Below are 22,245 nucleotides of genomic sequence, written 5' to 3' on the forward strand. Positions count from 1 at the left end.
CATCCGGGGATCACTTCTTCCACTCCCAGGTCTCACCAAAGAAGCCTGCATCACTGATGCCGCCTGGGGCGCGGGTGGACTTCGGCAGAGTGAAATCCACAATGGCCCAATCGGGCAGCTTGGCGACCTGACGGGCATTGTTCAGGTAATCGTATTCACGGTAAGTGAAGCTGCTATTGATGACGACGTAGCGTTTGGGGTTCAGCGGATTTGGATACACCAGCACGGGGGCGTGGGTCTTCGTGTCATAGGTTTTGCCATTGGCGATCAACTTGTCCTGCGTCCACTGGATGGGCAGCTTGGCGATGATCTTGGCCAGCACCGCATTGCTCTGTGGGTCGCCCCAGAGAATGAGGTTGTTGTTGGCCATGTCAGCCTCGCTGATGTCCATGTCTGCCTTGGCTGGGGCATCCCCACGAAACTGGCGGCGCCACTCAAAGACGGCGCGTTCCATTTCCGCCTTGGTCCAGGCTCCCACTTTGTCGTTCAGAGCCGTGCCCGTCGGTTTCACATAAAGGAAGCTGCCCATGAAGGCATCATCAATCGGACCGGAGAGGCCATGATGTTTGGTCAGCTTGCCCTCTTCTTGGGCACTGGCGACGACCGCCCACTTCCCATCTTGCTTGCGCAAATGCACCAGCCAGGAGCGATCCGACTTGGGCTTGGCCACCGTCAGTTCCTTGCCATCAATTTTCACCACCGGCGCTTCCTGCACACTGAATGGGCAGTGACCCGCAGGCATGTCCAGGCTCAGGGCCGTGACGTTGGTGGTCTTCACCGTGACTTCTTTCGCACCCGTGATTTTGGCATCCACACGCGCCTGCTTCCAGCTTTCGCCCAGGCCATTCACGGTCACCCAATGCATTTTGTTATACCGGAGGAACCAAGTGGCGAAATGAATCTCGTCCGGGCTGCGATCCCGACCCACGGCGGCAATGTCTGCCAGACGGCGCTCAATCTCGATGAGGGAATCGGGATGGATCTTGTGACCGGTCTGCGGTCCGATGATATGGACAAGGTCAATGTTCTCGGCCTTCAGGTATTTCTCCATGATGTCAGCCGCCTGCTTCTGCTTATCAATCTCCCCGCTGTAAGCCACGGTGGGAGTGTTGAAGAGATTCACCGCGCTATCGGTGGCATTGTACCAGTGCCACAGGGTCTTCTCATACCAAGGCACTTTGGTGACGTCTTCGGTCTGGAAGACATTGAGGAATTCAGGGGTCTCTGAGAAGCCCGCACCGGGATTCGCGGCGCACCATTTGTCCGAGTAATTCACGGCGAACTGCCACGCTGCCGCACCGCCCATGCTGAAGCCACGCACGATGGTGCGGTCTTCATCCACATGATAGAATTTCTTGGCATGATCCAGCGCCTCCAGCAGGTCCATTTCACCGGCAAACTTATTGGCGCAGCAGTAGCGGCCGTAAGGGTGCAGGACGATGGTGTTGGCCGGAGCCACATTGCCTGTTTGTTTACGACGCTGATCAATGAAGGAAAGCTCGCTCAGGGTCTCACCACGGCCATGGCACCACACGTCCAGACGGGTGGCCGCACCATTGTAGCTGTCTGGAATCACCAGGCCATAGGGCTGCACGGAGCCGTCAATCTTGGAGCGATAACCACGCACCACGAGGCCCTTTTGTGTCGTCCAGGGAGACTGGCCATTTTTGAGCTGTTCTGCGCGCAGCTTGCCTTCCGCCAGAGTTTCCAGGGCCGATTTGATCTCGGCAGGTTTATGGATCTCTTTGAACTTTAATGCCCAATCCACGCCCTTATAAAAGATCTCCACATCGGGAGACAGATCGGCCAGCTTGGGATTTTTCGCTTGGGCTTTGACCGCAGCGTCAATGGCGGTACGCAGCTCGCTCAGGCCCTGGGTCAGCGCCTTGACATCGGCCTCAGGCACATCAATGCCGATGGGGGGCACAGGGCGGACGTTATCGGCGAGGTTATCCTTGGGCCCATCGGCCAAAGCCAGAACGGGGAGGAAAAAAAGAGGAAGATACTTCATGGTTGGGAGTGAGGGAGAGCTACGCTGAACGACGGGTCTTTTTGGCAGGTTTCGACTTCGCTGGGGCAATGAGTGGGCAGGTGTGGATTTCAAACGGGGCACCGGTGCCGCCATCAAACTCCGCCGAGGCCTGGAGCCCAGCTTTGACGATGTCCACCACGTCCTCATACTGATCATACACGGTGTGCATGGCTCCGAGGGCAAAGTCACGCCCGGAACCAGCGGCCCAGAATTTGTGAAACTGCTGCGCGCTGCGGTAGGAATACAGAGCAAAGATACCGTGAGGATTGGCGATGAGACCATAAAACTGGGTGGTCTCATACTCCTCACCTTTGTCGGGTTGAGTGGCCATGAAGTACTCGGCCTTCATCCAGTGATGCGCATGGCGGAAGGTCTCAAAGATCATGTCCGTGGAGGAGAAATCTCGCGGACGCTCAGGGTTGGCAAAGTAGCTATTCATCACCACCAGGCTGGTGGTGGTGCCGGTGAGGCCCACGTAGGTATCTCCCAGTTTCGTGATCTTGCTTTTATTCACCACATGGTGAGCGCGCTGGCGCAGGGAGCCGAGGCTGCTCATGGTATCTGCGCCGATGCAGGCGACTCCGTTCTTTAGGGCGACGACGATGGTGGACATGATGGACGGGGAGTGTGGCAGGTCTTGATTTTTGCGCAAGATGGAGAACGCCTGACCCATTGGTAGCCCCTGGCCGTCTTGACAGTTCATTGTGCCTCGCAATCATCGAGCGATTCACGTCCGAACTCCGCATGCCCACTCCCGAAGACAAGCTCCAGTCCATTCAGGATCAGTTGAATTCCAAAATTCACTGGGATGCGAACGAGATCGAAGTGGAGGAATGGCTGGAGGAAAAACATGGAATCTCAGGGGAGGCTGCAGAAGCGATGCTTATGACGGCTAAAAGAAAACGCCGGGCCGCTATTCGAGAGCGAGCTCTGTATCAGATGATTTTCGCCGTGATCGGCATGAGCATTCCCGGCTCGTATTTAACAATGCAGTGGATGACCGGTCGGATATCGCTGTTTATCACGCCCCTTTCAGCGATCCTATTCTTGTTGGCCTTTTCTTTTTTTCTCAGAGGTCTGTCTCGATTTCTATCGGGACAAACAGATGCATCCATTGACTCGTAATGTAAGCATTCCTTGAAATCGCTGTGCGCATTTTGCGCTCCGGCTGAGCAGCGAGAGACTTTATCAGAGGCTAACGTTTACTATTTCATGCCTCGATTCCTCACGCTTTTCCTTCTCATCTCCCTCGCGCTGAGATGCCCCGCCGAGGAGATGGGAGCGCAGCTTTTTCAAACGGTGTGCGCGGCCTGCCACGGGCCCAAGGGTGAAGGCAAAGATGACCTAAAGACACCTTCCATCGCCAATCTACCGGAGTGGTATGTGCTGCGGCAACTGACCAACTTTCACGAAGGCAGACGGGGTGAGAATGGGCAGGTGGACCCACAAGGAGCCCTGATGGCGGCCATCGCTAAGACGCTAAAACCCGAGCAGATGACGGCGGTGGCCAATCACGTGCAATCCCTGGCCCTGGTGGTGCCGAAAGAACGCACGCTGGAAGGTGCCCAAGTGCAGGCTGGCCAGGAGCTGTTTTACGAACGCTGCATGGAATGCCATCGCTACAATGCCAGTGGCGAACAGCTTTTCGGCAGCCCGCCTTTGGTCGGCCGCCAGGGGTGGTACCTGCTGGCTCAGCTCAAGAAATTCAAGAGCCTCCACCGCGGCAATGCCAAGGGGGATGACAAGGGGGCGAAGATGGTGATGATGACCACGCTTTTCATAGAAGATGAGCAGGTGATGAAAAACCTGGTGGGCTACATTTTGACACTGAATCCAGAGCCCGTTAAGCCCTGAATCCATCCCCAAGCCAAAGTATATCCGCCCCACTGCCGACAACAGGCGTAAAGTGGCCATGCCCAAAATCGCCATCATCGGAGCCGGACTCGCCGGCATAGCCTGCGCTCGACGTCTGAAGCAGGAAGGAATGCCCGTGACGGTGTTTGAAAAATCGCGTGGCTATGGCGGGCGCTGCGCCACCAAACGCTGGCAGGACTGCCGCGTGGACCATGGCGCGCAGTATTTCACGATGCGTGATCCCGGTTTTAAAGAGGCGGTCCAGGAGGTCTGTGGCGACCAGGTGCAGTCCCTCACGGCCCCTGTGCTTCACCTTGAAAATGGCCAGTCATCCTGTCCCCCGCGCTACTACCATGTGAAAGGCAATAGCCACCTGTGCCGTGATCTGGCGCAGGGACTAGAAGTTCGGTTCGAGCAAACCCTCGCCCCCGTGACGGCCCACGGGGAGGCTTGGCAGATCCAAAATGAAGTTTATGACCAAGTGATCAGCACGGCACCACTGCCACAGACGCTCAAGCTGTTTAACCAACCCGCCACCGTGGATCCCTATGTACCCTGCCTGGCCATGCTGGCCCTGTATCAGCAGCCGCCGCAGGGCAAAACTGCCGAGCTCTTCGGCATGATGGGAAGCCCCACCGACGACATCGCCTGGTCCGCATGTGAGAATCATAAGTTAGGCCGCATCACACCAGGGAATATCGTCATGGTGGTACATGCGGGGGAAAGATTCAGTTACGAGCACCTGGAATCCCCGCCCGAGGAATGGTCGGCGCTTTTACGGGAGCAGCTAGAAACGCTGTGGGAACTGCCACCGCAAAACTTTACGGCCCAGCTCACGCACCGCTGGCGATTTGCGCGCGTGAACGAACCTGTGAGCCCACCCAGCCTCCCGGCAGGCCTGCATTTCTGTGGGGATGCCCTGGGGCAATCGCGCGTTGAGGCCGCTTGGTTGCAAGGTGTATCCCAGGCGGAAGCGCTGCTAGCAACCTTTTAACTCTGGCGCGCCCGGACCGAGGGACCTTCGATCCACTCGGGTGGGATGAGGATCTGACGAGGCACCTCAGGAACGCCACTTTCATTTTGCAAAAGCTGCGTGGCCACCAGGTCCACCCCCGCAGCCGCCACATGGTCGCGCCTTTGATAAATGCCCGCGTAACCTTTCATGGTGGAGGTCCAGTCATGGACGACGAGGCCGATGTCCTCCGGCACTCGCAGGCCCATTTTTTGCAGCCAGTCGGGAACATGCTGATCGAAGGTGATGAGGGCATCTGGGCGCTCTCTTTGCATCCACTCCATGAACTCCTTCCGGCAGCGGCTGAAGTCATTGTGCGGGAACAGTAAAACGGGGATGCGCTGGGCCAGCGGGATGGCCTGCTGCACATGCAGCATGGCCCCACTGTAAGCCCCTTCAGCCCGATGATCCACCCACTGAGTGACCGCCAGACCGATGCGCTGATAACCCCGCGCCTGCAGCTCCTTCACCGCGAGCTGGATGCCGAGGTTCATGTTTCCGGCTGCGCGATGCAGCGAGGGCTGCGTGAGGCCAAAACCAAAGGTGGCTGCGGCAAAGGGGGCGTAGTCCAACTGCGCGCACAGCATCTGCGAAGACTGGGGCGAAACGATGATGCCCTCGATGCCACGCGCCTGGAGGATGCCCACCAGACGTGCAGGATCGAGCCCATCTTTGCCTAACCAAAATTCCTCCGCGTGATACCCGTGCTGGCTGGCGCGACGGCGGATGTCCTCGATGGGCACGTATTGATAGGTGCTGCTGTGCAGCGCATCCTTAGGCACCGTCTCACGAATGACGGCGATCACGGCGCGGACACGTGATTTTTTGCGCCCGCGTACCATCGTCATCATGCGGGCCAGGTGCGGGTCTGGCTGATAACCCAGAGCCGCAATGGCCTGCTGCACGCGCTCGCGTGTCTTTGCCGAGACACGGGGCGAGTGGTGCATCACCCGCGAGACCGTCATGGCGGAGACGCCTGCCGTCTGGGCGATTTGCTGGAGGGTGACCGACATGCCCTTCGCTCTACGCGAGAAGGGTTACTTCTGCAAAAGCTTCATCGCCGCCGCATATCGCTGGCCAAAGGTTCGCAGTGAAGGAGTGTCGAAGTGAACTTGGTCGCCTTTGTGTTTGAGATCCGTCGATTCGACCACGGCGGTTTTCGGCACACGGGCAGGGATGGAGGCGATCTGTTCATTCACCAATGGCCAGTAGCTGGGCTGTTTTTCTTTGGTCTCCAGAGCCAGGAACTTACCCAGTTTCCCCGCCACGAATGGCAGCTCGCCAGAACCGAGATCCGCCCGCAGATCCACGATCATTTGGGCCAAGCGGTCAGCATAACTTTTGGACTTACCTTCATGGCCCGAGTCCCCTTCCCCCTGGTGCCAAAGGATGCCCTTGAAGGTGCCGTCCTTCATGGCCAAACGGGCACGCTCCAGCGCCTGGGCATAGAGGTCACCGCCTTTTTCCCAACGCTCCAGTGGCGTGCCCCCGACGGCGCAGGGGATCAAACCGATGGTGGCCTCAGGATACGCCTCCGCCATCTCACGGGCAAAGCTCATGCCCAGTCCTGCGCCGACCGCCGCCGGTTTGTCATGATGCAGGGGCTCGATGCCGTGAGTCCACTTGTTGTTAGGCGAGAACTTCAGCACGCGCTGCCGGGAGAGGCGCTTTTCCGTATCCAGCACGCCGCGTCCGGCCATGTTGGACTGACCGATGAGTAGGTAGAGATGCAGCTTTTCCTTGGGCGGTAGTTTGGCAGCCACTTCGGCCTCCGTGCGTTTGTCTGAATGGTTGCCATAACCCAGCGCACGATTCACCACCAGACGCTGGGCCGAGCCTTGGGAAACAAATTTGCCAGCACGCAGATCTTCTTCACGGACGATGGCGACCAGCACCTCCTTTTCACCCGCATTGTAGCGCCCGTGATCATAGGTGATGTAGATGCGACCATCAGGAGCCTGGATGGCATCGGGGTAAGAGACGCTGCTGCGCTCATCTACCAGGAGTCGGTGCGGCCAGGTGCGGCCTTCATCGTCCGAAAGCCAGGCCGTGAGGCGGGTGCGGGGATAGGCGCCACTCTTCAGCTTTTTAGCATCGTGGTAAATGAGGAGAAAAGCGCCCGAAGCCAGCTTCATCATGCAGGCGCGGGTGGAGGGCCCTTCAAACTGCGGCATGGCGCTGGCTTCGGACCAAGTTTTCCCCTCGTCTTTGGAAGTGCTTTCGTAGAGTCCTTTGGAGGTGCGGATGACCATCCAAATGCTGCCATCTTTTCGCTGGGCCAGGGTGGCCTCGCTGAAATTCCTCAGCGGCATCCGGGATGCTGGTGCCGCCGTGCCATTCCCAGGATTCACCTTCATTCAGGCTCAGGAGAGTGCAGGTCTCCGGCCTGCCCGCCTGGTTTCCCATGAGGAAAAAGGGTGCCAACCAGCCGCCACTGGCGCGGATGATGGGCTTGCCAAAAAGGATGCCGTCTTTGGCTACTAGAAAAGGGGCGGACCAGGTAGGCGTGGCCTTGTCCGGATCGTCACAGCGGATGGCGCAGGTGCCGCGCAGGGTGGGGCTGGTGGCAGTCTTTTCGGTGAGCTGATTGTAAAACACCCACAGCCTCCCTTTGGGGTCCAGCCAGGGGATCGGGTCGCCGATCTTGGTGCCCTTCGGCCCTTCGATAATGATGGGTTTCGACCAGCGTTTGCCATCGTCTCCGCTGGTGGCCACGAGGGCGTAATTGCCGATCGCGCCCTCGCCTTCATCACCGCTGTACCAGGTGGACCAAAGGCGGCCCTTGGGGGCTCTCTCGATGCCCGGGATGCCCTGCCAGACACGGGCGGTTTCACTGTAATCCGGTCCAGGAGAGAGGATGACGGTGGCTTGTGGCAGGGCGAGGTCTTCAGCCAAGGCGGTGACCATAGCCGCACCAGCCAGAAGGGACGTAAGAAAGAGACGACAAATCATGCGCCCGTGGAAACGCCAACAGCGCGAGCTTTCGCGCAGCTATCTTCGAGGAATCCCCAGCCGCACTTTGACATCCCCATCACTCCCGCCACTCTACCTTATATGTCCGATGCCCCGCTCCTCCGCACGCCCCTTTATGACAGCCATGTGGCCCTGGGAGGGAAAATTATTCCTTTCGCCGGCTGGGAGATGCCGGTGCAATACACGGGCATCGTGCAGGAGCACCACGCGGTGCGGAAAGCCGTGGGCGTCTTTGACATCTCACACATGGGCCAGTTCATCGTCAGTGGCGGAGATGCGCTGAGCTTTTTGAATCGGGCCCTGACCAATGATGTGTCCAAGCTCGAGATCGGCCAAGGGCAGTATTCCTTGCTGCTCAATGAACAAGGCGGGGTGATTGATGACCTCATCCTTTACCGCACCACGGCCAAGGAATTTTTCCTCGTGGTCAATGCCAGCAAGATCGCCGAAGATTGGTCGCAGTTGCAGAGCCTGCTCACTGAGGCGGACGATGTGCAGATGGCGAACCTCAGCGATGCCACGGGCGGTCTCGCCATCCAGGGGCCGAAAAGCCGCGCCGTGTTTGAAAAAGTCTTCGGCCAGGAGGCTCCTTTCCCGCCGCACAACAGCATCTTCGTGGCAGCGGGTGAAGCCGGTTTCATGTGGCTCTGCGGTACCGGCTATACCGGTGAAGAGGGTTTTGAATTCTTCATGCCTGCCGCCGCCGCCACCGAGTGGTTTGACCGACTCGTCACCGCCGCCCGTGAGGAAGGTGGACTGCCCTGTGGCCTGGGAGCCCGTGATACGCTGCGGCTGGAAATGGGCTACCCGCTGAATGGCAACGACCTCTTCCCTGATAAGACGCCACTCCAGGCAGGACTCGGATTTTTCGTCGCTTTCGACAAAGAAGACTTCATCGGCAAAGCGGCCCTGGTGGCCCAAAAAGAAGCGGGTCTGCCCAGCAAGCTCGTGGCTTTCAAGATGACTGGCACAGCCCCTCCGCCACGCCCGCATTACCCCGTTCTGTTCAACGGTAACATCGTGGGCGAAGTCGCCAGTGGCACGCAATCCCCGAGCCTGAGCACTGGCATCGGCATGGCTTACCTGCCTCTGGAGGCTGCTAAAATCGGCACCACGATTGAGATCGAAATCCGAGGGAGAAACTTTCCAGCCGAGGTGGTGAAGAAGCCGTTCTGGAAAAAGTCGTAATCACGTCAGAGACGAGTTCAGGGGAACCTTGGAATGCCACCTCCCGGCCGCTGACTCGCCCCCTAAGAACTTTAAAGAACGACTGCAAGTGTCCTTGTGTCTTGGCGGGGATCAAGGAATTGTGTTCGTTTAGTCCAGCCTTACCTTTCGATCCCACCCATGTCAGACCCCATCTACGTCATCGGCCACCGCAATCCTGATACGGACGCGATTTGCGCGGCCATCGGTTATGCCGCTTACTTGCGCTGTGTGCGCGAGGATGAAGTTATCGCGGCCTGTTGCGGCGAGATCAATGCGCGGACGAACTGGGTGTTGAAGCTCGCCGGGGCCGCCGCGCCTAAGCTGCTGCTGGATGTGCGCCCAACGGCAGCCCTCGTGGGCCGCAAGGAAGTGCTGACGGCCTCTCCCAATGAGACGTTCCTCTCCGTCTATCGCAAAATGCTGGAGCACAATTTCCGCTCTATTCCCGTGGTGAATGGCGAGCAAAAGCTCATCGGCATGCCGACGATCCAGGAAATGGCGCAGCTTTTCCTGCCCAGCGAATCCACCCACAAAGCGGCCAACCGCGAAGTGCGCACCTGTGTGAGAAACATGGTCACGGCCCTCGGCGGGCAGTTGATCGGAAATACCTCAGGCGTAGATGAGGTGGAAGACTTGATCCTCGTCGTAGCGGCCTCTAGCGAAAACACCTCCCGCGACCGAGCTAAACAATTTCCGCCACGCCAGCTCGTGCTCGTCACGGGAGATCGCCCAGAGATTCACAAACTGGCGCTGGAGCTGGGCGTTCGTTGCCTCGTCGTCACCGGTGGTTTCATGCCCCACGATGACCTGCTAAAACAGGCCCAGGAAAAGGGCATCTGCGTGATCGTGGCCCCACAGGATACGGCCAGTGCCTCGCAGCTCATCCGTTTCTCGCGCCCCATTGGTGAGGCCGCGCATGAATATCTCTCCTTCACCTCGCGCACCCCGCTGCGTGAGATCATCCATGTGGTGCAAAATTCGCATCAGCCTCTGTTCCCCGTCATCGATGAGGAAACGGGCAAACTGGAAGGGGTGTTTTCCAAGTCCGACCTCGTGGAGGTGCCGCGCACCAAACTGGTGCTGGTGGATCACAATGAATTCAGTCAGGCCGTCGCCGGGGCAGATGAAGCCGAGATCATTGAGGTGATTGATCACCACCGCCTCAGCGGAAATCTGCGCACGAAAGAACCCGTGCGTTTCATCAATGAACCCGTGGGCAGCACAAGCACCATCGTGGGCATCATGTATAAGATGCGCGGGCTGACACCCGATAAGTCCACCTCCATCTGCCTGTGTGCGGGATTAATCTCTGACACGCTGAATCTCACCAGCCCGACCACGACGAACACGGACCGGGAAATCCTGGCCTGGCTGGCCGAGGTGGCGGGCATTGATGCCGCACAGTTTGTGAAGGACTTCTTTGCCGCTGGCTCCCTGCTTCGTGAGGCCACCCCGGCCCGAGCCATCGAGGGAGATCGCAAAGTCTTCGAGGAAAACGGCTGGCGAATCAGCATCAGCCAGATCGAAGAAATGGGTCTGGACGAATTCTGGAAAAAGCAGGCCGAGCTTCACGCCGCCCTGGTGGCCCTGTGTGCCGCGCATGACCTTCATTTTGCCTGCCTCATGGTCACGGACATCACCGCTCATCACAGCGTGCTGCTGGTCGCCGGGGATAAGCGGGTGGAGGCCGCCATTGACGTGGACTACCACGAACGCAGCCCACAGATCTATGACATGCCGGGCGTGGTCAGCCGCAAGAAACAACTCTTCCCTTACTTGAGCAATCTGGTCAGCAAGCTGACGCCGCCTTGATTTCATTCCTTTGGTTAGGCTGAAAAAATCGGTCTCGCCTGATCAATCTCCCTGTCCCTCACCGTTCGCTTCTTCCCATGCGCTTTTCCCTTCTCCTGCCTGCTCTTCTCGCCACGGCCACTGCCTCTTGGGCAGCCGACCAACCTGCCGCCCTGCTCCTCTGGGAAAAAGGTGCCCCCGGCTCCGAAGCCCGCGCTGCAGAGCCTGAGAAGCAGGAAGGCAGCAATGTAATGAATGTGCATGCGCCGACGATCACGCCTTACATCCCGACGAAGGATGCCACAGGAGTGGCTGTCATCATCGCCCCTGGCGGTGGGCATTCCAAGCTTTGCCTGGGCCACGAAGGTTACGCCCTGGCGGAGTGGTTTCGCGACCATGGCATCGCCGCGTTTGTTTTGAAGTACCGCCTCGCCCGTGAAAAAGGCAGCACCTACACCATTCAGGATCACGCCATGGCGGATGCCCGCCGCGCCATCCGCACCGTGCGCAGCCGCGCCCAGGAATGGGGCATCAATCCTGAACGCATCGGCATCATGGGCTTTTCCGCTGGAGGTGAACTGGCTGCCTTTGCCGCCATGAAAAATGACCCCGGTCAGGCCGATGCGGCCGATGTCATCGAGCGCGCCAGCAGCCGCCCGGACTTCCAGGCGCTGATCTACCCCGGCACCTCCGGCCTCTTCTCCGCTGAAAAAGGCATGCCACCTCTCTTCATCGCCTGTGGTTACAGCGACCGCCCCGACATCTCCGAAGGCATGGCGTCTCTGTATCTCAAATACAAGGCAGCCGGCGTGAAAGCGGAACTGCACATTTACAGCGAAGCCGGTCACGGTTTTGGCTACAAGCCCGGCACTAAAACCGCCGCAGGCCGCTGGCCCCAGCGCTTCACGGAATGGCTGCAAGACAGCGGACTGATGAAGTAGATTGCCCTTTTGCATCTAAATTGGTTAGAAGAGGTCTTGTGCGTTCGTCTTGTTCGCATCCGACCATGACTGTCGATTTTTCACCTGCCTTTTCACGACGCCGATTCATCGGCGGAGCATGCGTGGGGTTGTCCAGTGTGGCCTTTTCGCAGTTGTTGGGTTCGGAGTCGCTGCCCGTTCAGCGCTCGCACTTTCCGGCGAAGGCCAAACGGGTGATCTGGCTCTTCATGCATGGCGGGCCTAGCCATGTGGACTTGCTGGATCCAAAGCCGGAACTCATCAAGCACGCGGGAAAACCTTTGCCCGAAAGTTTTGGTGCGGTGGAGACAAGGCGCAAGGTCGCACAGAATCCTTTGTTAGGCCCTGTGAAACCCTTCCGCCCCCGAGGGCAGAGCGGGATCGAGATCAGCGACTTCCTGCCACACATGGCGGAGTTGGCGGATGAGATGTGCGTGATCCGCAGTTGCCATGGCGACAGCGTCAATCACCCGCAGTCGGTCTATCAGATGAACACAGGGTCCATCCTCATGGGCAAACCTAGCCTGGGAAGCTGGGTGGCGTATGGACTGGGATCGGAGAACCAAAACATGCCCTCCTTTGTCGTGATGCCGGACCCTGGCGGCGGTCTCAAAGGTGGTCCTCCAGCCTGGGGCAATGGCTTCCTGCCTGCCACTTACCAGGGCATCACCATGAGACCGGGTGCGAACCCCATCTTGCATTTACAATCAGCCTCCGAGCGCTCGCCAGCGAGGCAGCGGGCGACCCTGGATCTGGTGAATCAATTCAACGCGATGCATCAGGCGCAGCGCGGAGCCGACTCACACCTAGAGGCCCGCATTCGCGCTTATGAGCTGGCTTTCCGGATGCAGTCCGATGCGCCTGAGGCGGTGGACATTTCCGAAGAATCCGCAGCGACTCAAACCCTCTACGGTCTGGATGACCCGACCACCAAAGAATTCGGCACCCGCTGCCTGCTGGCCCGGCGCATGATCGAGCGGGGCGTGCGTTTTGTGCAGCTTTACTCAGGCGATACGAATGGCTGGGATGCCCATGAAGATGTGCTGAAAAACCACACCGAGTATTGCGCCCGCACGGACAAACCGGTGGCGGGTCTCATCCGAGATCTCAAACAGCGTGGACTGCTGGAAGATACGCTGGTCATCTGGGGCGGTGAATTTGGCCGCATGCCCATGAGTGAAAAGGGTGTAGGCCGGGACCACAATCCGTGGGGTTACAGCACCGTCTTTTTCGGGGCAGGCGTCAAACATGGTCACGTGCACGGGGCCACCGATGATGTGGGCCTGCGCGCTGTGCAGGACAAAGTGCACGTGCATGATCTGCACGCGACCATCCTGCATCTGCTGGGAATGGACCATGAAAGCCTGACCTACCGTCACAATGGCCGCGATGAACGCCTGACGGATGTGGCGGGCCACGTGGTGAAGGGCATCCTGACCTGAGGCCATGAAGCTGATTCTTGTCACCCTTCTGATGGGCCTGGGACTGACCTCCGCCCATGGACGTGCCATTCGTGCCTCGACCGATCCTGTGAAGGACGAACCCCCGATCACAGCCAAAGATCAAGAGCACTGGGCTTTTCAACAACTGAACACGCAGGCCGATGGGAAGGCCGCAAAAACGCTGGACACCTTCATTGAGGCCAAGCTCACCGAGGCAGGGCTCAAACGATCTCCCCCGGCCTCGGCGGAGACGTTGATCCGACGAATCACCTTTGACCTCACCGGTCTGCCACCAGCGCCGGAGGAAGCCGCAGCTTTTCAGGTAGCCTTTCAAAAATCCCCTCAGCCAGCTCTGGATGCACTTACCAACCGGCTGCTGGCCAGTCCCCAATATGGGGAGCACTGGGCTCAGTGGTGGCTGGACATGGCCCGCTTTGCAGAGACCGATGGCTTTGAGCATGATCGCGAACGCAGCCGCGCTTGGCAGTATCGGGACTGGGTGGTACAGGCGCTGAACAAGGATCAGCCCTTCGATGACTTTGTCCGCCAACAGATCGCCGGCGATCTGCTGCCCGATGGTGAAGAAGTGGCCACCGGATTTCTCTTCGCCGGGCCGGACATGCCGGATCTCAATAATCAAGACGAACGCCGCCATGTCGTGCTGAATGAAATCACCACCACCGTCGGCTCGGTTTTCCTGGGCCTAACCATTGGTTGTGCACAATGCCATGACCATGCTTATGATCCCCTAAGTCAGGCCGATTTTTATCGATTGCGGGCTTTTTTTGACAAGGCCGTGCTTCCCAAAATCGACCGCCAACTCGGCCCGTCCGTCCGTGAATACACTGAGGGTGTGCCTGCCAGCGTGGTTTATGTGCGGGGTGATTTCCGCCGCCCTGGCCCTGCCATTGATCCAGGTTACCCACGCATCGGCGGCGGATTGGATCTGCCTGCCCAGGACCGCGCGAGCCTCGCCCACTGGGTCACGCGCCCTGACAATGCCTTGTTCCTGCGGGCCACGGTCAATCGCCTTTGGCTGCAGCACTTTGGCAAACCTCTGGCCCCAACCCCCGGCGATCTGGGGGTGCAGAGCCAGGTCCCCACGCATCCGGAACTGCTGAACTGGCTAGCAGCGGAACTGCCACGCCAGGGATGGAGCCTGAAAAAAATGCACAAGCTCATCCTTATGTCTGCCACCTACCAGCAGGCCACCCAGCCACCGGGAATGAGAGAAGAGGCCGTCAATCTGTATGCCGCGATGCCACGGCGCCGACTCAGCGGCGAGATGCTGCGCGATGCGATGCTGAGCGTCACCGGGCAGCTCAATCTCAAAACGGGCGGCCCTGGGGTGCATCTGCCCCTGCCCAAGGAGATCAGTGGCACGCTGCTGAAAAAGCAGGCTGCCGTGACGGACGATAACACCGAGCAAAAGCGCCGAAGCCTCTACATCTTTGCCCGGCGAAATGCCCGCCAGCCTATTTTTGACCTCTTCGACCGCCCCGATGCCCTTGCAAGTTGCTCACGCCGTGAGCAATCCACCACAGCACCACAGGCATTGCTGATGATGAATTCTGAGTTCACCCAGTCCATGGCCTTCTCCTTGGCCCAACAAGCGCAGGAACGGCACGGTTCAGACACTCAAAGCATGATCACCTGGATCACGCAGCGCTGTTTCTCACGGCAGGCTACGGAGCAAGAGCAAAAGCTGGGAGAGGACTTCATCCGAGCACAGATTCCCCTAGCAGGCAGTTTCCAGGGAGCTTTGGCCGATTATTGTCTGGCGGTGTTGAATGCGAATGAGTTCGTCTATATAGACTGACTCATGACACCCCCTACCCCGGAACGTGGCGCCTTGCTGGCCAAAATCGGCGCCTTCCTACAGCCTGCCCAGGTGATCGGCTTCATGCTAAGTTGGTTCAGCATGCGCGAGGCGATGAGCCTGGGGGCCTCTGCGGTGCCGGAGGGTGGCGTGGTCATCAAGGACGTCACGGCCGATGCCAGCCAAGCTTTCGACTATTTCCTCTTTGGCATCGGCATTGCTGTGGTGGGGCTGATCCTGGTCATCATCGCCGCCACCTGGTTTCGCTACCGGGCGAGCTGGTTCTTCTGGTTCATGTGCATCTACGGCGGTGCGATGATCATGTCCTACATGGCCCCTTTTGGCCTCTTTTTGGTGATCTATGCGCTGGTGAAAAAGCGCGAGTTCCCCCTGGACCCACCGCCCACACCTGGGACGATGGTTTAGCGCCCCAAGATGGGAAAGGCAGGTTACTTCTTTTTGCCCTTTTTCTTCTTTTTACCCGGGGCACCGTCCTTGGCTGCCGCTGTCTTCATTTGAGGTTTAGCCTCTGGATGGGTGGCCAGGATGGCTGCCAATTCTGTGACGATCTCCGGGCGCTCGCTTGCCAGGTTCTTGGTTTCCAGCGGGTCTTCCTGGTAGTCGTAAAGTTCAAAGGCATCCGCAGGCTCGCCGCTGCCGGGCTTTTTCCATTCCACCAGTCGGTAGCGGTCCGTGCGGATGGCCCGCCCTAACAAATTGTTACGTGGATAGACATGGATGACACTGTCGCGGCTCTTCAGCGCCGGGTCTTTCATCACCGCAGCAAAGCTTTTGCCATCCAGCCCTGCGGGTGCTGGCAGGCCTGCGAGGTCGCTGAGAGTGGGGTAAATATCCACCGTCTCGATGAATGAAGCCGACTTCACACCCGCCGCAGCCCCAGGAGCGGCGACGATGACGGGGATGCGAGCTGCCTGCTCATAGTTCGTGTGTTTGCACCACATGCTGTGGTCTCCCAAATGCCAGCCATGGTCGCCCCAAAAAACAATGATGGTATTTTCAGCCAACCCACTAGCATCCAGAGCATCCAGCACGAGACCTAGCTGCGCATCCATGTAGCTGGTAGCGGCATAATAACCATGGATGAGGCGGCGAGTCGTCGTGTCATCGATCGGACCTGTCTGCGGCATGTCGCTGTATTGACGCAGCTCACCGCCCGGCTGGCCGGCATAGGCAGGGGCACCCTGTGGAGCGTCTTTGACCTGGGGCATGGGCAGCTTCGCCGGATCATAGAGGTCCCAGTATTTTTTTGGAGAAACAAAGGGCAGATGCGGGCGGATGAAACCGACGGCCAGGAAGAAAGGTTGATCAGATTTTTTCGCAGCGGATTCAAGACGTTTCACCGCCTCACGGGCGACAAGCCCATCCGCATAAGTGTCATCCGCTGTCTCCGCTTTTTCGGTGGCCCAGCCCCGGTCCCCGCCGACTTTGGCCTCACGAGTCACGGCGGTACTTTCCTCATTCACATAGGTCTGGGCTTTCGGTTTCCAAGAGGGCACCGACCACGAGGCAGCATCATCCACGTTACCATGGCCCACGTGCAAGATCTTGCCCAGCCCCTCGGCCTTGTATCCCTGCGCCATGAAGTGCTGGGTCATCGTGACCGCATTCGGCGCGGCCTTGCGGAAATTCGTCATGAGCTCATAGATGCCGAGCGATTGTGGCCGCAGGCTGGTCATCAGGGCATTGCGCGAGGGCGAGCAGACAGCCTGGTTGCAATAGGCTTTTTCAAACAGCACGCCGCGTTTGGCCAGCCGGTCAATGTTGGGCGTTTGAGCCACGGCATCTCCGAAACAGCCGATATTGGGCTTCAGATCGTCCACACAAATCATCAGGACGTTCGGCTTGGCAGCCTGGGCCGTTGCGACAGCGATAAGGGAAAGAAAAATCTGGCGAACATGCATGGCCCCGAAAACGATGGAACGCAGAGGCATCTTGCATCGGAAGCCCCTGCTCCACGCGGCCAAAGCTGCGCAGAGCAGGTGTCATAGTGAAAACTCCACTTTTAGCCCAGACGCAGATCCAGGGTGAAGGGAAACTCAGGCACGCTGGGGATGATGATGGGATCAATCTTGCCAGGCGTGTGCCCCGTAATCGTGAAACGGGAACGACGGCGGCTTTCGGCCTCGTAACCATTCACGGGGAAGGTATCAAAACTCCGGCCCCCGGGATGGGTGACATAGTAATTTCCACCGCCCAGACTGCGATTGTTCCAGGTATCCACAAGATCAAAGATCAACGGAGCGTGGATGCCGATGGTGGGTTGCAGCGCATTCGGTGGCTGCCACGCACGATAGCGGATACCAGCGACATATTCACCTGTTATGCCTGAAGGGTGCAGGGGAACCTGACGTCCATTGCAAGTGACGATGTAACGATTGTTCACCAAGCCTGCGGTCTTGATCTGCACGCGCTCCAGGCTGCTGTCCACATAGCGGGCGGTACCGCCAGCGGTAGCTTCTTCACCCAGGACATGCCAAGGCTCCAGAGCGGTACGGATTTCCAGATTCACCCCACGCTGCGTGATTTCCCCGATGCGAGGAAACTTGAATTCAAAGTGAGGTTCAAACCAGTCAGGTGTGAGGCCGTAACCCGCACTTTTGAAGTCATCCATGACATCCTTGAAATCATCCCAAACAAAATGGGGAAGGAGGAAACGGTCATGCAGCTCCGTGCCCCAGCGCACGAGTTTTTGCTCATAAGGCTCCTTCCAGAAACGGGCGATGGCAGCCCGCATGAGAAGCTGCTGGGCCAGGCTCATTTCAGGATGTGGCGGCATTTCAAAGGATCGTAGTTCTACCAGCCCCAGACGACCTGTGCTGCTGCCAGGATCAAACATCTTATCGATGCAGAACTCGGTGCGGTGAGTGTTGCCGGTGACATCCGCCAGCAAGTTTCTGAAGATGCGGTCCACCAGCCAAGGCGTGGTGTGGCCATGCGCAGCGGTGTTGCGATCCAGCTCCTTAAAGGCCAGTTCCATCTCGAAGAGCGCATCATTGCGCGCCTCATCAATGCGTGGATGCTGGCTGGTGGGCCCGATGAAAAGCCCACTGAAGAGGTAACTGAGAGATGGGTGATTGTGCCAGTAGCCTAACAAGGATTTCAACAAATCCGGTCGGCGTAGGAACGGCGAATGACGCGGCGACTCGCCCCCCATCACAATGTGGTTGCCCCCGCCCGTGCCTGTGTGGCGACCGTCCACCATAAACTTCTCTGTGCCCAGGCGAGTCTGACGAGCTTCATCGTAGATGATTTGAGTGTTCTCTACGAGCTCATTCCAGGTTTTCACAGGATGGGTGTTCACTTCGATCACCCCTGGGTCAGGAGTAACCTTGAGCACTTGCAGCCGGGGATCATAGGGTGGGGGTGTCCCCTCCACAATAAGCGGCATCTTCAGCGTGGCGGCCACGTCCTCCACCGCAGCGACGAGATCCAGGTAATCTTCCACCTCCTCCACCGGTGGCATGAAGACATGCAGGCGTCCTTCACGGGCCTCAATGCAAAGAGCCGTGCGAATGATCCAGGGGGCAGACTCCTGTGAAGCCGGGAACTTTTCTGGAGGATTCTCGGTCTGCTCTTCCGTCAGAGGATCCAATCTGCGGCGCTCAGGTTTGCCCTGGCCGGAGTAACCTCCTTCAGCGTAGCTGGCAGGGGCTTGGGATAAACTGTCAAGCATGTCGCCGATGCCGCTGAGAAACTGCTGACGGCTATCAGGGCGCGGGGGCAGATCCGGCCAGTCTTTGTTGGGATCCGTCGGGTAAATCCACGGGAAGTCGGCAGCACTCACCCAGGGGATGGAATCCAGAGGCAAACGCAGCCCCATCGGTGAATCCCCTGGGATCAGGTACATCGTATCATCTCGCACGTACCAAGGGCCGCTTTCCCACTTAAGTTCGTTTCCGGATACACTCCGCTGCAGAGGCAGCGCGTAGCCGACCACCTTATCAAGTCCCTCTTCAAAGATGCGCGCCAGGCGCTTGCGCTCGTATTCGTCTTTGAGGTTCGATTTCAGCGGATCCACGTTCACCGGCATGCGCTTCTCTTTCCACAGGTAGTAGAAAGCATCTTCGTAGCCTGGCTTTAACCACTGGGGACTCACACCCAGAGCCGCCGCTAAGGCCACCCCAAAACGCTGGGCGTTGGTTTCATCGTGGCCGTAGCTTTTCGATTCATCGGCAATGAGAGAGTCATCTGCCCAGACGGGCACTCCATCCTTGCGCCAATAACAGCCTAACGACCAACGTGGCAATTGCTCCCCTGGATACCATTTGCCCATGCCGTAATGGAGCAAGCCCCCAGGACCAAAACGATGCCGGAGACGCTTGATAAGCTGACCGGAAAGCAGGCGCTTGGTGGGGCCCACAGCGGCGGTGTTCCATTCGTCCCCTTCCATATCATCAATGCTCACGAAGGTCGGCTCCCCCCCCATGGTGAGGCGGACATCGCCCGCCACCAGTTCATCATCAATCTGATATCCCAAGGCCTCGATGTCTTTCCACTGCTCTGGCGTATAGGGCTTCGTCACGCGCGCAGTTTCAAAGATGCGCGTCACAGACATTTCGTGATCGAACTCGACCTCGCACTTGTCAATCAGACCGTCCACAGGGGCGGCGCTGGAGGGGTCCGGCGTCGCGGCCAGGGGGATGTGGCCTTCCCCAGCAAAGAGGCCGGAGGTCGGGTCCAGTCCCACCCAGCCTGCGCCGGGGAGATAGACTTCACACCACGCATGGAGATCGGTAAAATCCACTTCGGCACCGCTTGGACCATCCAGGGATTTCACATCCGCCTTGAGCTGAATGAGGTAACCGCTGACGAAGCGGGCCGCGTAGCCCAGGTGGCGGAAGATCTGTACCATCAGCCACGCACTGTCGCGGCAGGAGCCGCAGCCGAGTTCGAGTGTCTCCTCCGGCGTCTGCACCCCTGGCTCTAGGCGGATGTTGTAGCTGATGTCTTTCCAGAGCATCTGGTTCAGCATGACCAGAAAATCATTCGTCCGCATCGGCTCCTTGCCCGCCGTCATCTGCTGGCGCACCCCGCGCAGATAGCCGCCGATGAGCGGCGTGAGGGGGAGCTTGCGGTGGTAGGGCTCCAGCTCATGAGCCAGAATTGGATCGTAACGAAACGGCACTCGTTCCGCCTCCGGTTCCAGAAAGAAGTCAAAGGGGTTGTAAACGGCCATGTCAGCCACCAGATCCACCTCCACACAGAGTTCAGTGGCTTTTTCGGGGAAGACCAGCCGGGCTAGGTAATTGCTTTGCGGATCCTGCTGCCAATTGATGAAATGCGTGTCTGGCTTGATCGTCAGGGAGTAGGCCAGGATGGGGGTGCGGCAGTGCGGGGCGGGCCGCAGGCGCACGATGTGGGGTGAAAGATTCACCGGGCGGTCAAACTTATACCGCGTGACGTGACGGAGTGCGACGTGAATGGACATGTTGGGTTGGTTGTCCTTAGCCTCTAAAGCATAGCGCGTGCCAGCGACGAAATGGAAACTTTATTCCTTCCCCGCCTGCCCCAGATGCCAAAAATAGCGTCAGCCAGAGGCCTCTAGCCAAAGTTTTGCCAGGCAATCTTCGTGCAAGGATCGCGCTTGCCAGTTAACAGCATCCGCTGCCAGGCGCACAACCGAGCAGATTTAGCTTCGGCGCAGGGCCACAGACGCCAGGAAGGCACAGTTCCTTGGCCAGACAGTCGGTGTGCTTCAGTCCCAATTGAAAGGCCAAAGAATCTTCCACTACTTGGGCGCCTGTAATCGGAAACTGGCTGACGGAAAAGTCTTCATATTCCACCTCGACGGGTAATTCATGGTTAGGCAAAACATCCCCTGCTTTGCCAAAAATCATGTCCAGCTTTCCTGCGATCAGACGGTGATCCACATCATCCGCCACCCACGTTTGCAGCAGGCAGGCCTCTGTGCTGCGTCGTGTTCCACCGCAGTCAATGAAATTCTTTTTTACGTGTCCCACTTCCGTGATGTGAAAGTGGGCCGGGATGCAGCCACCATCGGGTAAAATGAAGAGCAAAGGCTTGTCTGAGTGAGACCTCAGATGGGACAGGAATTCGGTAATGTTCATGGTAGAATTAATGGCATAAATCAGTCGCAGCAGCTTGTTCCACAGGCATCCACTTCAGGCACCAGTTCATCCAGGCAACGCAAAAAGGTGCCCAGGCAGGTGCAGGCCAGGCTGTAATAAATGTTCAGCCCGCGCTTCTCACAGGTCAGCACCCCTGCCTTGCGCATGAGGGTGAGATGTTTGGAAACGGTGGACATATCGGCCCCCACAAGCACCTGCAAATCGCAGACACATTTTTCACCACTCATCAGCGTTTCAGCAATGAGCATCCGCGAAGGATGGGCCAGAGACTTGATGACCTCCACACGGCGAGTAATCGAGTCTTGTTGAGATGAATGTGACTTCGGCATCTATTTGGCATAATCGCCAAATAGATTTAAATTTGCAAGCTACAATTTCACGTTGATGGCCTTGCCTTCCTCTTCAGTTCCGTCTTTTCTTGAATTCCGCATGAGAACTACCTCTAACTTCCTCCTCGTCGCCACCCTTGGGATTGCCGTTGGTCTCACTAGCTGTGGAACCGCTCCCGAAGAGCCGGCTGCCAACAGTGGCAGCCCCGCTTCGGCCACCAGCGCAGCCCCGGCCACCAACAACGCCGGGGACATCACCGATCCAAATCAGGCCGTAAACCGCAGCCACTTCTCCAAAGCTGCTGCCCAAATCCAGGATGGTGTGACGACCAAACGTGACGTCATTCGCAAGCTCGGCCTCATGTATAAAAAAGGCACCGACGCCACCGGCCGCGCCACGGCCACCTGGACCTTCAAGCAGAGCAAATCTACCGCCAAATCCTTCATCCCCGGATCCGCCTTCATCCCTGGGGCTTTGCTCACCTACTACCAGTCCGTCAGCATTGTCCTGGATGCGAATGAAGTCGTGACTTCCCATAGCTTTCTCGAAAGCACTCAAGAGAAAACAGGACTCGGCTTCAGCTACGGCTCCTGATTTTTCACAATCAATGTGAGAAGCGCACCGGGTGATTCCGGTGCGCTTTTTTTGCGCTCTTCTCCTGCCCAAGAAAGCGGTAGAAGAGCCTTTCCAAACTTGGCAAAAATGCCAAATAGC

At 58.2% G+C, this 22,245-nt stretch carries 19 protein-coding genes; 10 read left to right on the plus strand and 9 right to left on the minus strand.

The window, feature by feature from the left end; translation table 11 throughout:
* Window positions 1-10: 10 nt before the first annotated feature.
* Both ABEB25_RS03660 and ABEB25_RS03665 read right to left on the minus strand, forming a co-directional pair.
* Entirely contained in the window at window positions 11-2,011 is a 2,001-nt protein-coding gene (locus ABEB25_RS03660) for a prolyl oligopeptidase family serine peptidase (protein WP_345735025.1), read from the minus strand.
* A gap of 19 nt (window positions 2,012-2,030) precedes the next feature.
* Window positions 2,031-2,645, minus strand: a complete 615-nt coding sequence (locus ABEB25_RS03665; RefSeq protein WP_345735026.1) for an Ntn hydrolase family protein — start codon at window positions 2,643-2,645, stop codon at window positions 2,031-2,033.
* Window positions 2,646-2,776: 131 nt separating this feature from the next.
* Between ABEB25_RS03665 and ABEB25_RS03670 the strand changes: the two genes are divergently transcribed.
* The 3 genes from ABEB25_RS03670 (at window position 2,777) to ABEB25_RS03680 (ending at window position 4,880) form a co-directional block, all read left to right on the plus strand.
* The gene (locus ABEB25_RS03670) at window positions 2,777-3,157 is read left to right on the plus strand and encodes a hypothetical protein (RefSeq protein ID WP_345735027.1); all 381 of its coding nucleotides are present in this window, start codon (window positions 2,777-2,779) and stop codon (window positions 3,155-3,157) included.
* Between the two features lie 87 nt (window positions 3,158-3,244).
* Entirely contained in the window at window positions 3,245-3,886 is a 642-nt protein-coding gene (locus tag ABEB25_RS03675) for a c-type cytochrome (protein ID WP_345735028.1), read from the plus strand.
* A gap of 58 nt (window positions 3,887-3,944) precedes the next feature.
* The gene (locus ABEB25_RS03680) at window positions 3,945-4,880 is read left to right on the plus strand and encodes an NAD(P)/FAD-dependent oxidoreductase (protein WP_345735029.1); all 936 of its coding nucleotides are present in this window, start codon (window positions 3,945-3,947) and stop codon (window positions 4,878-4,880) included.
* Here the strand turns inward: ABEB25_RS03680 and ABEB25_RS03685 are convergent.
* Genes ABEB25_RS03685 through ABEB25_RS03695 form a run of 3 tightly spaced genes read right to left on the minus strand, consistent with a single transcriptional unit; the run spans window position 4,877 to window position 7,850 of the window.
* On the minus strand, window positions 4,877-5,911 hold the full coding sequence (locus ABEB25_RS03685; RefSeq protein WP_345735030.1) for a LacI family DNA-binding transcriptional regulator: 1,035 nt from the start codon (window positions 5,909-5,911) through the stop codon (window positions 4,877-4,879). The genes ABEB25_RS03680 and ABEB25_RS03685 overlap by 4 nt on opposite strands.
* Window positions 5,912-5,935: 24 nt before the next feature.
* The gene (locus ABEB25_RS03690; protein ID WP_345735031.1) at window positions 5,936-7,150 is read right to left on the minus strand and encodes a sialate O-acetylesterase; all 1,215 of its coding nucleotides are present in this window, start codon (window positions 7,148-7,150) and stop codon (window positions 5,936-5,938) included.
* Window positions 7,059-7,850 carry a sialidase family protein gene (locus tag ABEB25_RS03695; protein WP_345735032.1) on the minus strand — a complete coding sequence of 264 codons (792 nt, stop codon included), beginning with the start codon at window positions 7,848-7,850 and terminating at the stop codon, window positions 7,059-7,061. Before ABEB25_RS03695 ends, ABEB25_RS03690 begins: the two co-directional genes overlap by 92 nt.
* A 102-nt stretch (window positions 7,851-7,952) precedes the next feature.
* Between ABEB25_RS03695 and gcvT the strand changes: the two genes are divergently transcribed.
* The 6 genes from gcvT to ABEB25_RS03725 all read left to right on the plus strand — a co-directional run bounded on the left by gcvT (window position 7,953) and on the right by ABEB25_RS03725 (window position 15,517).
* Window positions 7,953-9,059, plus strand: coding sequence for a glycine cleavage system aminomethyltransferase GcvT (gene gcvT / locus ABEB25_RS03700; protein WP_345735033.1), 1,107 nt, complete (start codon window positions 7,953-7,955; stop codon window positions 9,057-9,059).
* Window positions 9,060-9,218: 159 nt separating this feature from the next.
* Window positions 9,219-10,892: a putative manganese-dependent inorganic diphosphatase gene (locus ABEB25_RS03705; protein WP_345735034.1), complete on the plus strand. Its 1,674-nt coding sequence runs from the start codon at window positions 9,219-9,221 to the stop codon at window positions 10,890-10,892.
* Window positions 10,893-10,969: 77 nt separating this feature from the next.
* Window positions 10,970-11,812, plus strand: a complete 843-nt coding sequence (locus ABEB25_RS03710; protein WP_345735035.1) for an alpha/beta hydrolase — start codon at window positions 10,970-10,972, stop codon at window positions 11,810-11,812.
* Between the two features lie 65 nt (window positions 11,813-11,877).
* The gene (locus ABEB25_RS03715; RefSeq protein ID WP_345735036.1) at window positions 11,878-13,272 is read left to right on the plus strand and encodes a DUF1501 domain-containing protein; all 1,395 of its coding nucleotides are present in this window, start codon (window positions 11,878-11,880) and stop codon (window positions 13,270-13,272) included.
* A gap of 4 nt (window positions 13,273-13,276) precedes the next feature.
* Complete coding sequence (locus ABEB25_RS03720; protein ID WP_345735037.1) at window positions 13,277-15,091, plus strand: DUF1549 and DUF1553 domain-containing protein; 1,815 nt, start codon at window positions 13,277-13,279, stop codon at window positions 15,089-15,091.
* A 3-nt stretch (window positions 15,092-15,094) separates the two neighbouring features.
* Complete coding sequence (locus tag ABEB25_RS03725) at window positions 15,095-15,517, plus strand: hypothetical protein (protein ID WP_184209786.1); 423 nt, start codon at window positions 15,095-15,097, stop codon at window positions 15,515-15,517.
* A gap of 23 nt (window positions 15,518-15,540) precedes the next feature.
* Here the strand turns inward: ABEB25_RS03725 and ABEB25_RS03730 are convergent, their stop codons facing one another.
* The 4 genes from ABEB25_RS03730 to ABEB25_RS03745 all read right to left on the minus strand — a co-directional run bounded on the left by ABEB25_RS03730 (window position 15,541) and on the right by ABEB25_RS03745 (window position 21,530).
* Entirely contained in the window at window positions 15,541-17,043 is a 1,503-nt protein-coding gene (locus ABEB25_RS03730) for a sulfatase (protein ID WP_345735038.1), read from the minus strand.
* A 71-nt stretch (window positions 17,044-17,114) separates the two neighbouring features.
* On the minus strand, window positions 17,115-20,540 hold the full coding sequence (locus ABEB25_RS03735) for a transglutaminase family protein (protein WP_345735039.1): 3,426 nt from the start codon (window positions 20,538-20,540) through the stop codon (window positions 17,115-17,117).
* 163 nt (window positions 20,541-20,703) lie between these two features.
* Window positions 20,704-21,180, minus strand: coding sequence for a DUF6428 family protein (locus ABEB25_RS03740; protein WP_345735040.1), 477 nt, complete (start codon window positions 21,178-21,180; stop codon window positions 20,704-20,706).
* Window positions 21,181-21,200: 20 nt separating this feature from the next.
* Window positions 21,201-21,530 (minus strand): ArsR/SmtB family transcription factor, encoded by a 330-nt coding sequence (locus ABEB25_RS03745; RefSeq protein ID WP_345735041.1) that lies wholly within the window; start codon window positions 21,528-21,530, stop codon window positions 21,201-21,203.
* A gap of 100 nt (window positions 21,531-21,630) precedes the next feature.
* On the opposite strand from ABEB25_RS03745, the gene ABEB25_RS03750 reads away from it, so the two are divergent.
* Window positions 21,631-22,125, plus strand: a complete 495-nt coding sequence (locus ABEB25_RS03750) for a hypothetical protein (protein ID WP_345735042.1) — start codon at window positions 21,631-21,633, stop codon at window positions 22,123-22,125.
* Window positions 22,126-22,245: the final 120 nt, after the last annotated feature.

This window comes from Prosthecobacter algae, from assembly GCF_039542385.1.
GTDB classification, from domain to species: Bacteria; Verrucomicrobiota; Verrucomicrobiia; order Verrucomicrobiales; family Verrucomicrobiaceae; genus Prosthecobacter; species Prosthecobacter algae.

What these genes read in the sequence shown, in the direction of transcription:
- ABEB25_RS03660 (WP_345735025.1), bottom strand. Translation starts at nt 2,011, where the DNA reads ATGAAGTATCTTCCTCTTTTTTTCCTCCCCGTTCTGGCTTTGGCCGAT.
- ABEB25_RS03665 (WP_345735026.1), bottom strand. Translation starts at nt 2,645, where the DNA reads ATGTCCACCATCGTCGTCGCCCTAAAGAACGGAGTCGCCTGCATCGGC.
- ABEB25_RS03670 (WP_345735027.1), top strand. Translation starts at nt 2,777, where the DNA reads ATGCCCACTCCCGAAGACAAGCTCCAGTCCATTCAGGATCAGTTGAAT.
- ABEB25_RS03675 (WP_345735028.1), top strand. Translation starts at nt 3,245, where the DNA reads ATGCCTCGATTCCTCACGCTTTTCCTTCTCATCTCCCTCGCGCTGAGA.
- ABEB25_RS03680 (WP_345735029.1), top strand. Translation starts at nt 3,945, where the DNA reads ATGCCCAAAATCGCCATCATCGGAGCCGGACTCGCCGGCATAGCCTGC.
- ABEB25_RS03685 (WP_345735030.1), bottom strand. Translation starts at nt 5,911, where the DNA reads ATGTCGGTCACCCTCCAGCAAATCGCCCAGACGGCAGGCGTCTCCGCC.
- ABEB25_RS03690 (WP_345735031.1), bottom strand. Translation starts at nt 7,150, where the DNA reads ATGGTCATCCGCACCTCCAAAGGACTCTACGAAAGCACTTCCAAAGAC.
- ABEB25_RS03695 (WP_345735032.1), bottom strand. Translation starts at nt 7,850, where the DNA reads ATGATTTGTCGTCTCTTTCTTACGTCCCTTCTGGCTGGTGCGGCTATG.
- gcvT (WP_345735033.1), top strand. Translation starts at nt 7,953, where the DNA reads ATGTCCGATGCCCCGCTCCTCCGCACGCCCCTTTATGACAGCCATGTG.
- ABEB25_RS03705 (WP_345735034.1), top strand. Translation starts at nt 9,219, where the DNA reads ATGTCAGACCCCATCTACGTCATCGGCCACCGCAATCCTGATACGGAC.
- ABEB25_RS03710 (WP_345735035.1), top strand. Translation starts at nt 10,970, where the DNA reads ATGCGCTTTTCCCTTCTCCTGCCTGCTCTTCTCGCCACGGCCACTGCC.
- ABEB25_RS03715 (WP_345735036.1), top strand. Translation starts at nt 11,878, where the DNA reads ATGACTGTCGATTTTTCACCTGCCTTTTCACGACGCCGATTCATCGGC.
- ABEB25_RS03720 (WP_345735037.1), top strand. Translation starts at nt 13,277, where the DNA reads ATGAAGCTGATTCTTGTCACCCTTCTGATGGGCCTGGGACTGACCTCC.
- ABEB25_RS03725 (WP_184209786.1), top strand. Translation starts at nt 15,095, where the DNA reads ATGACACCCCCTACCCCGGAACGTGGCGCCTTGCTGGCCAAAATCGGC.
- ABEB25_RS03730 (WP_345735038.1), bottom strand. Translation starts at nt 17,043, where the DNA reads ATGCCTCTGCGTTCCATCGTTTTCGGGGCCATGCATGTTCGCCAGATT.
- ABEB25_RS03735 (WP_345735039.1), bottom strand. Translation starts at nt 20,540, where the DNA reads ATGTCCATTCACGTCGCACTCCGTCACGTCACGCGGTATAAGTTTGAC.
- ABEB25_RS03740 (WP_345735040.1), bottom strand. Translation starts at nt 21,180, where the DNA reads ATGAACATTACCGAATTCCTGTCCCATCTGAGGTCTCACTCAGACAAG.
- ABEB25_RS03745 (WP_345735041.1), bottom strand. Translation starts at nt 21,530, where the DNA reads ATGCCGAAGTCACATTCATCTCAACAAGACTCGATTACTCGCCGTGTG.
- ABEB25_RS03750 (WP_345735042.1), top strand. Translation starts at nt 21,631, where the DNA reads ATGAGAACTACCTCTAACTTCCTCCTCGTCGCCACCCTTGGGATTGCC.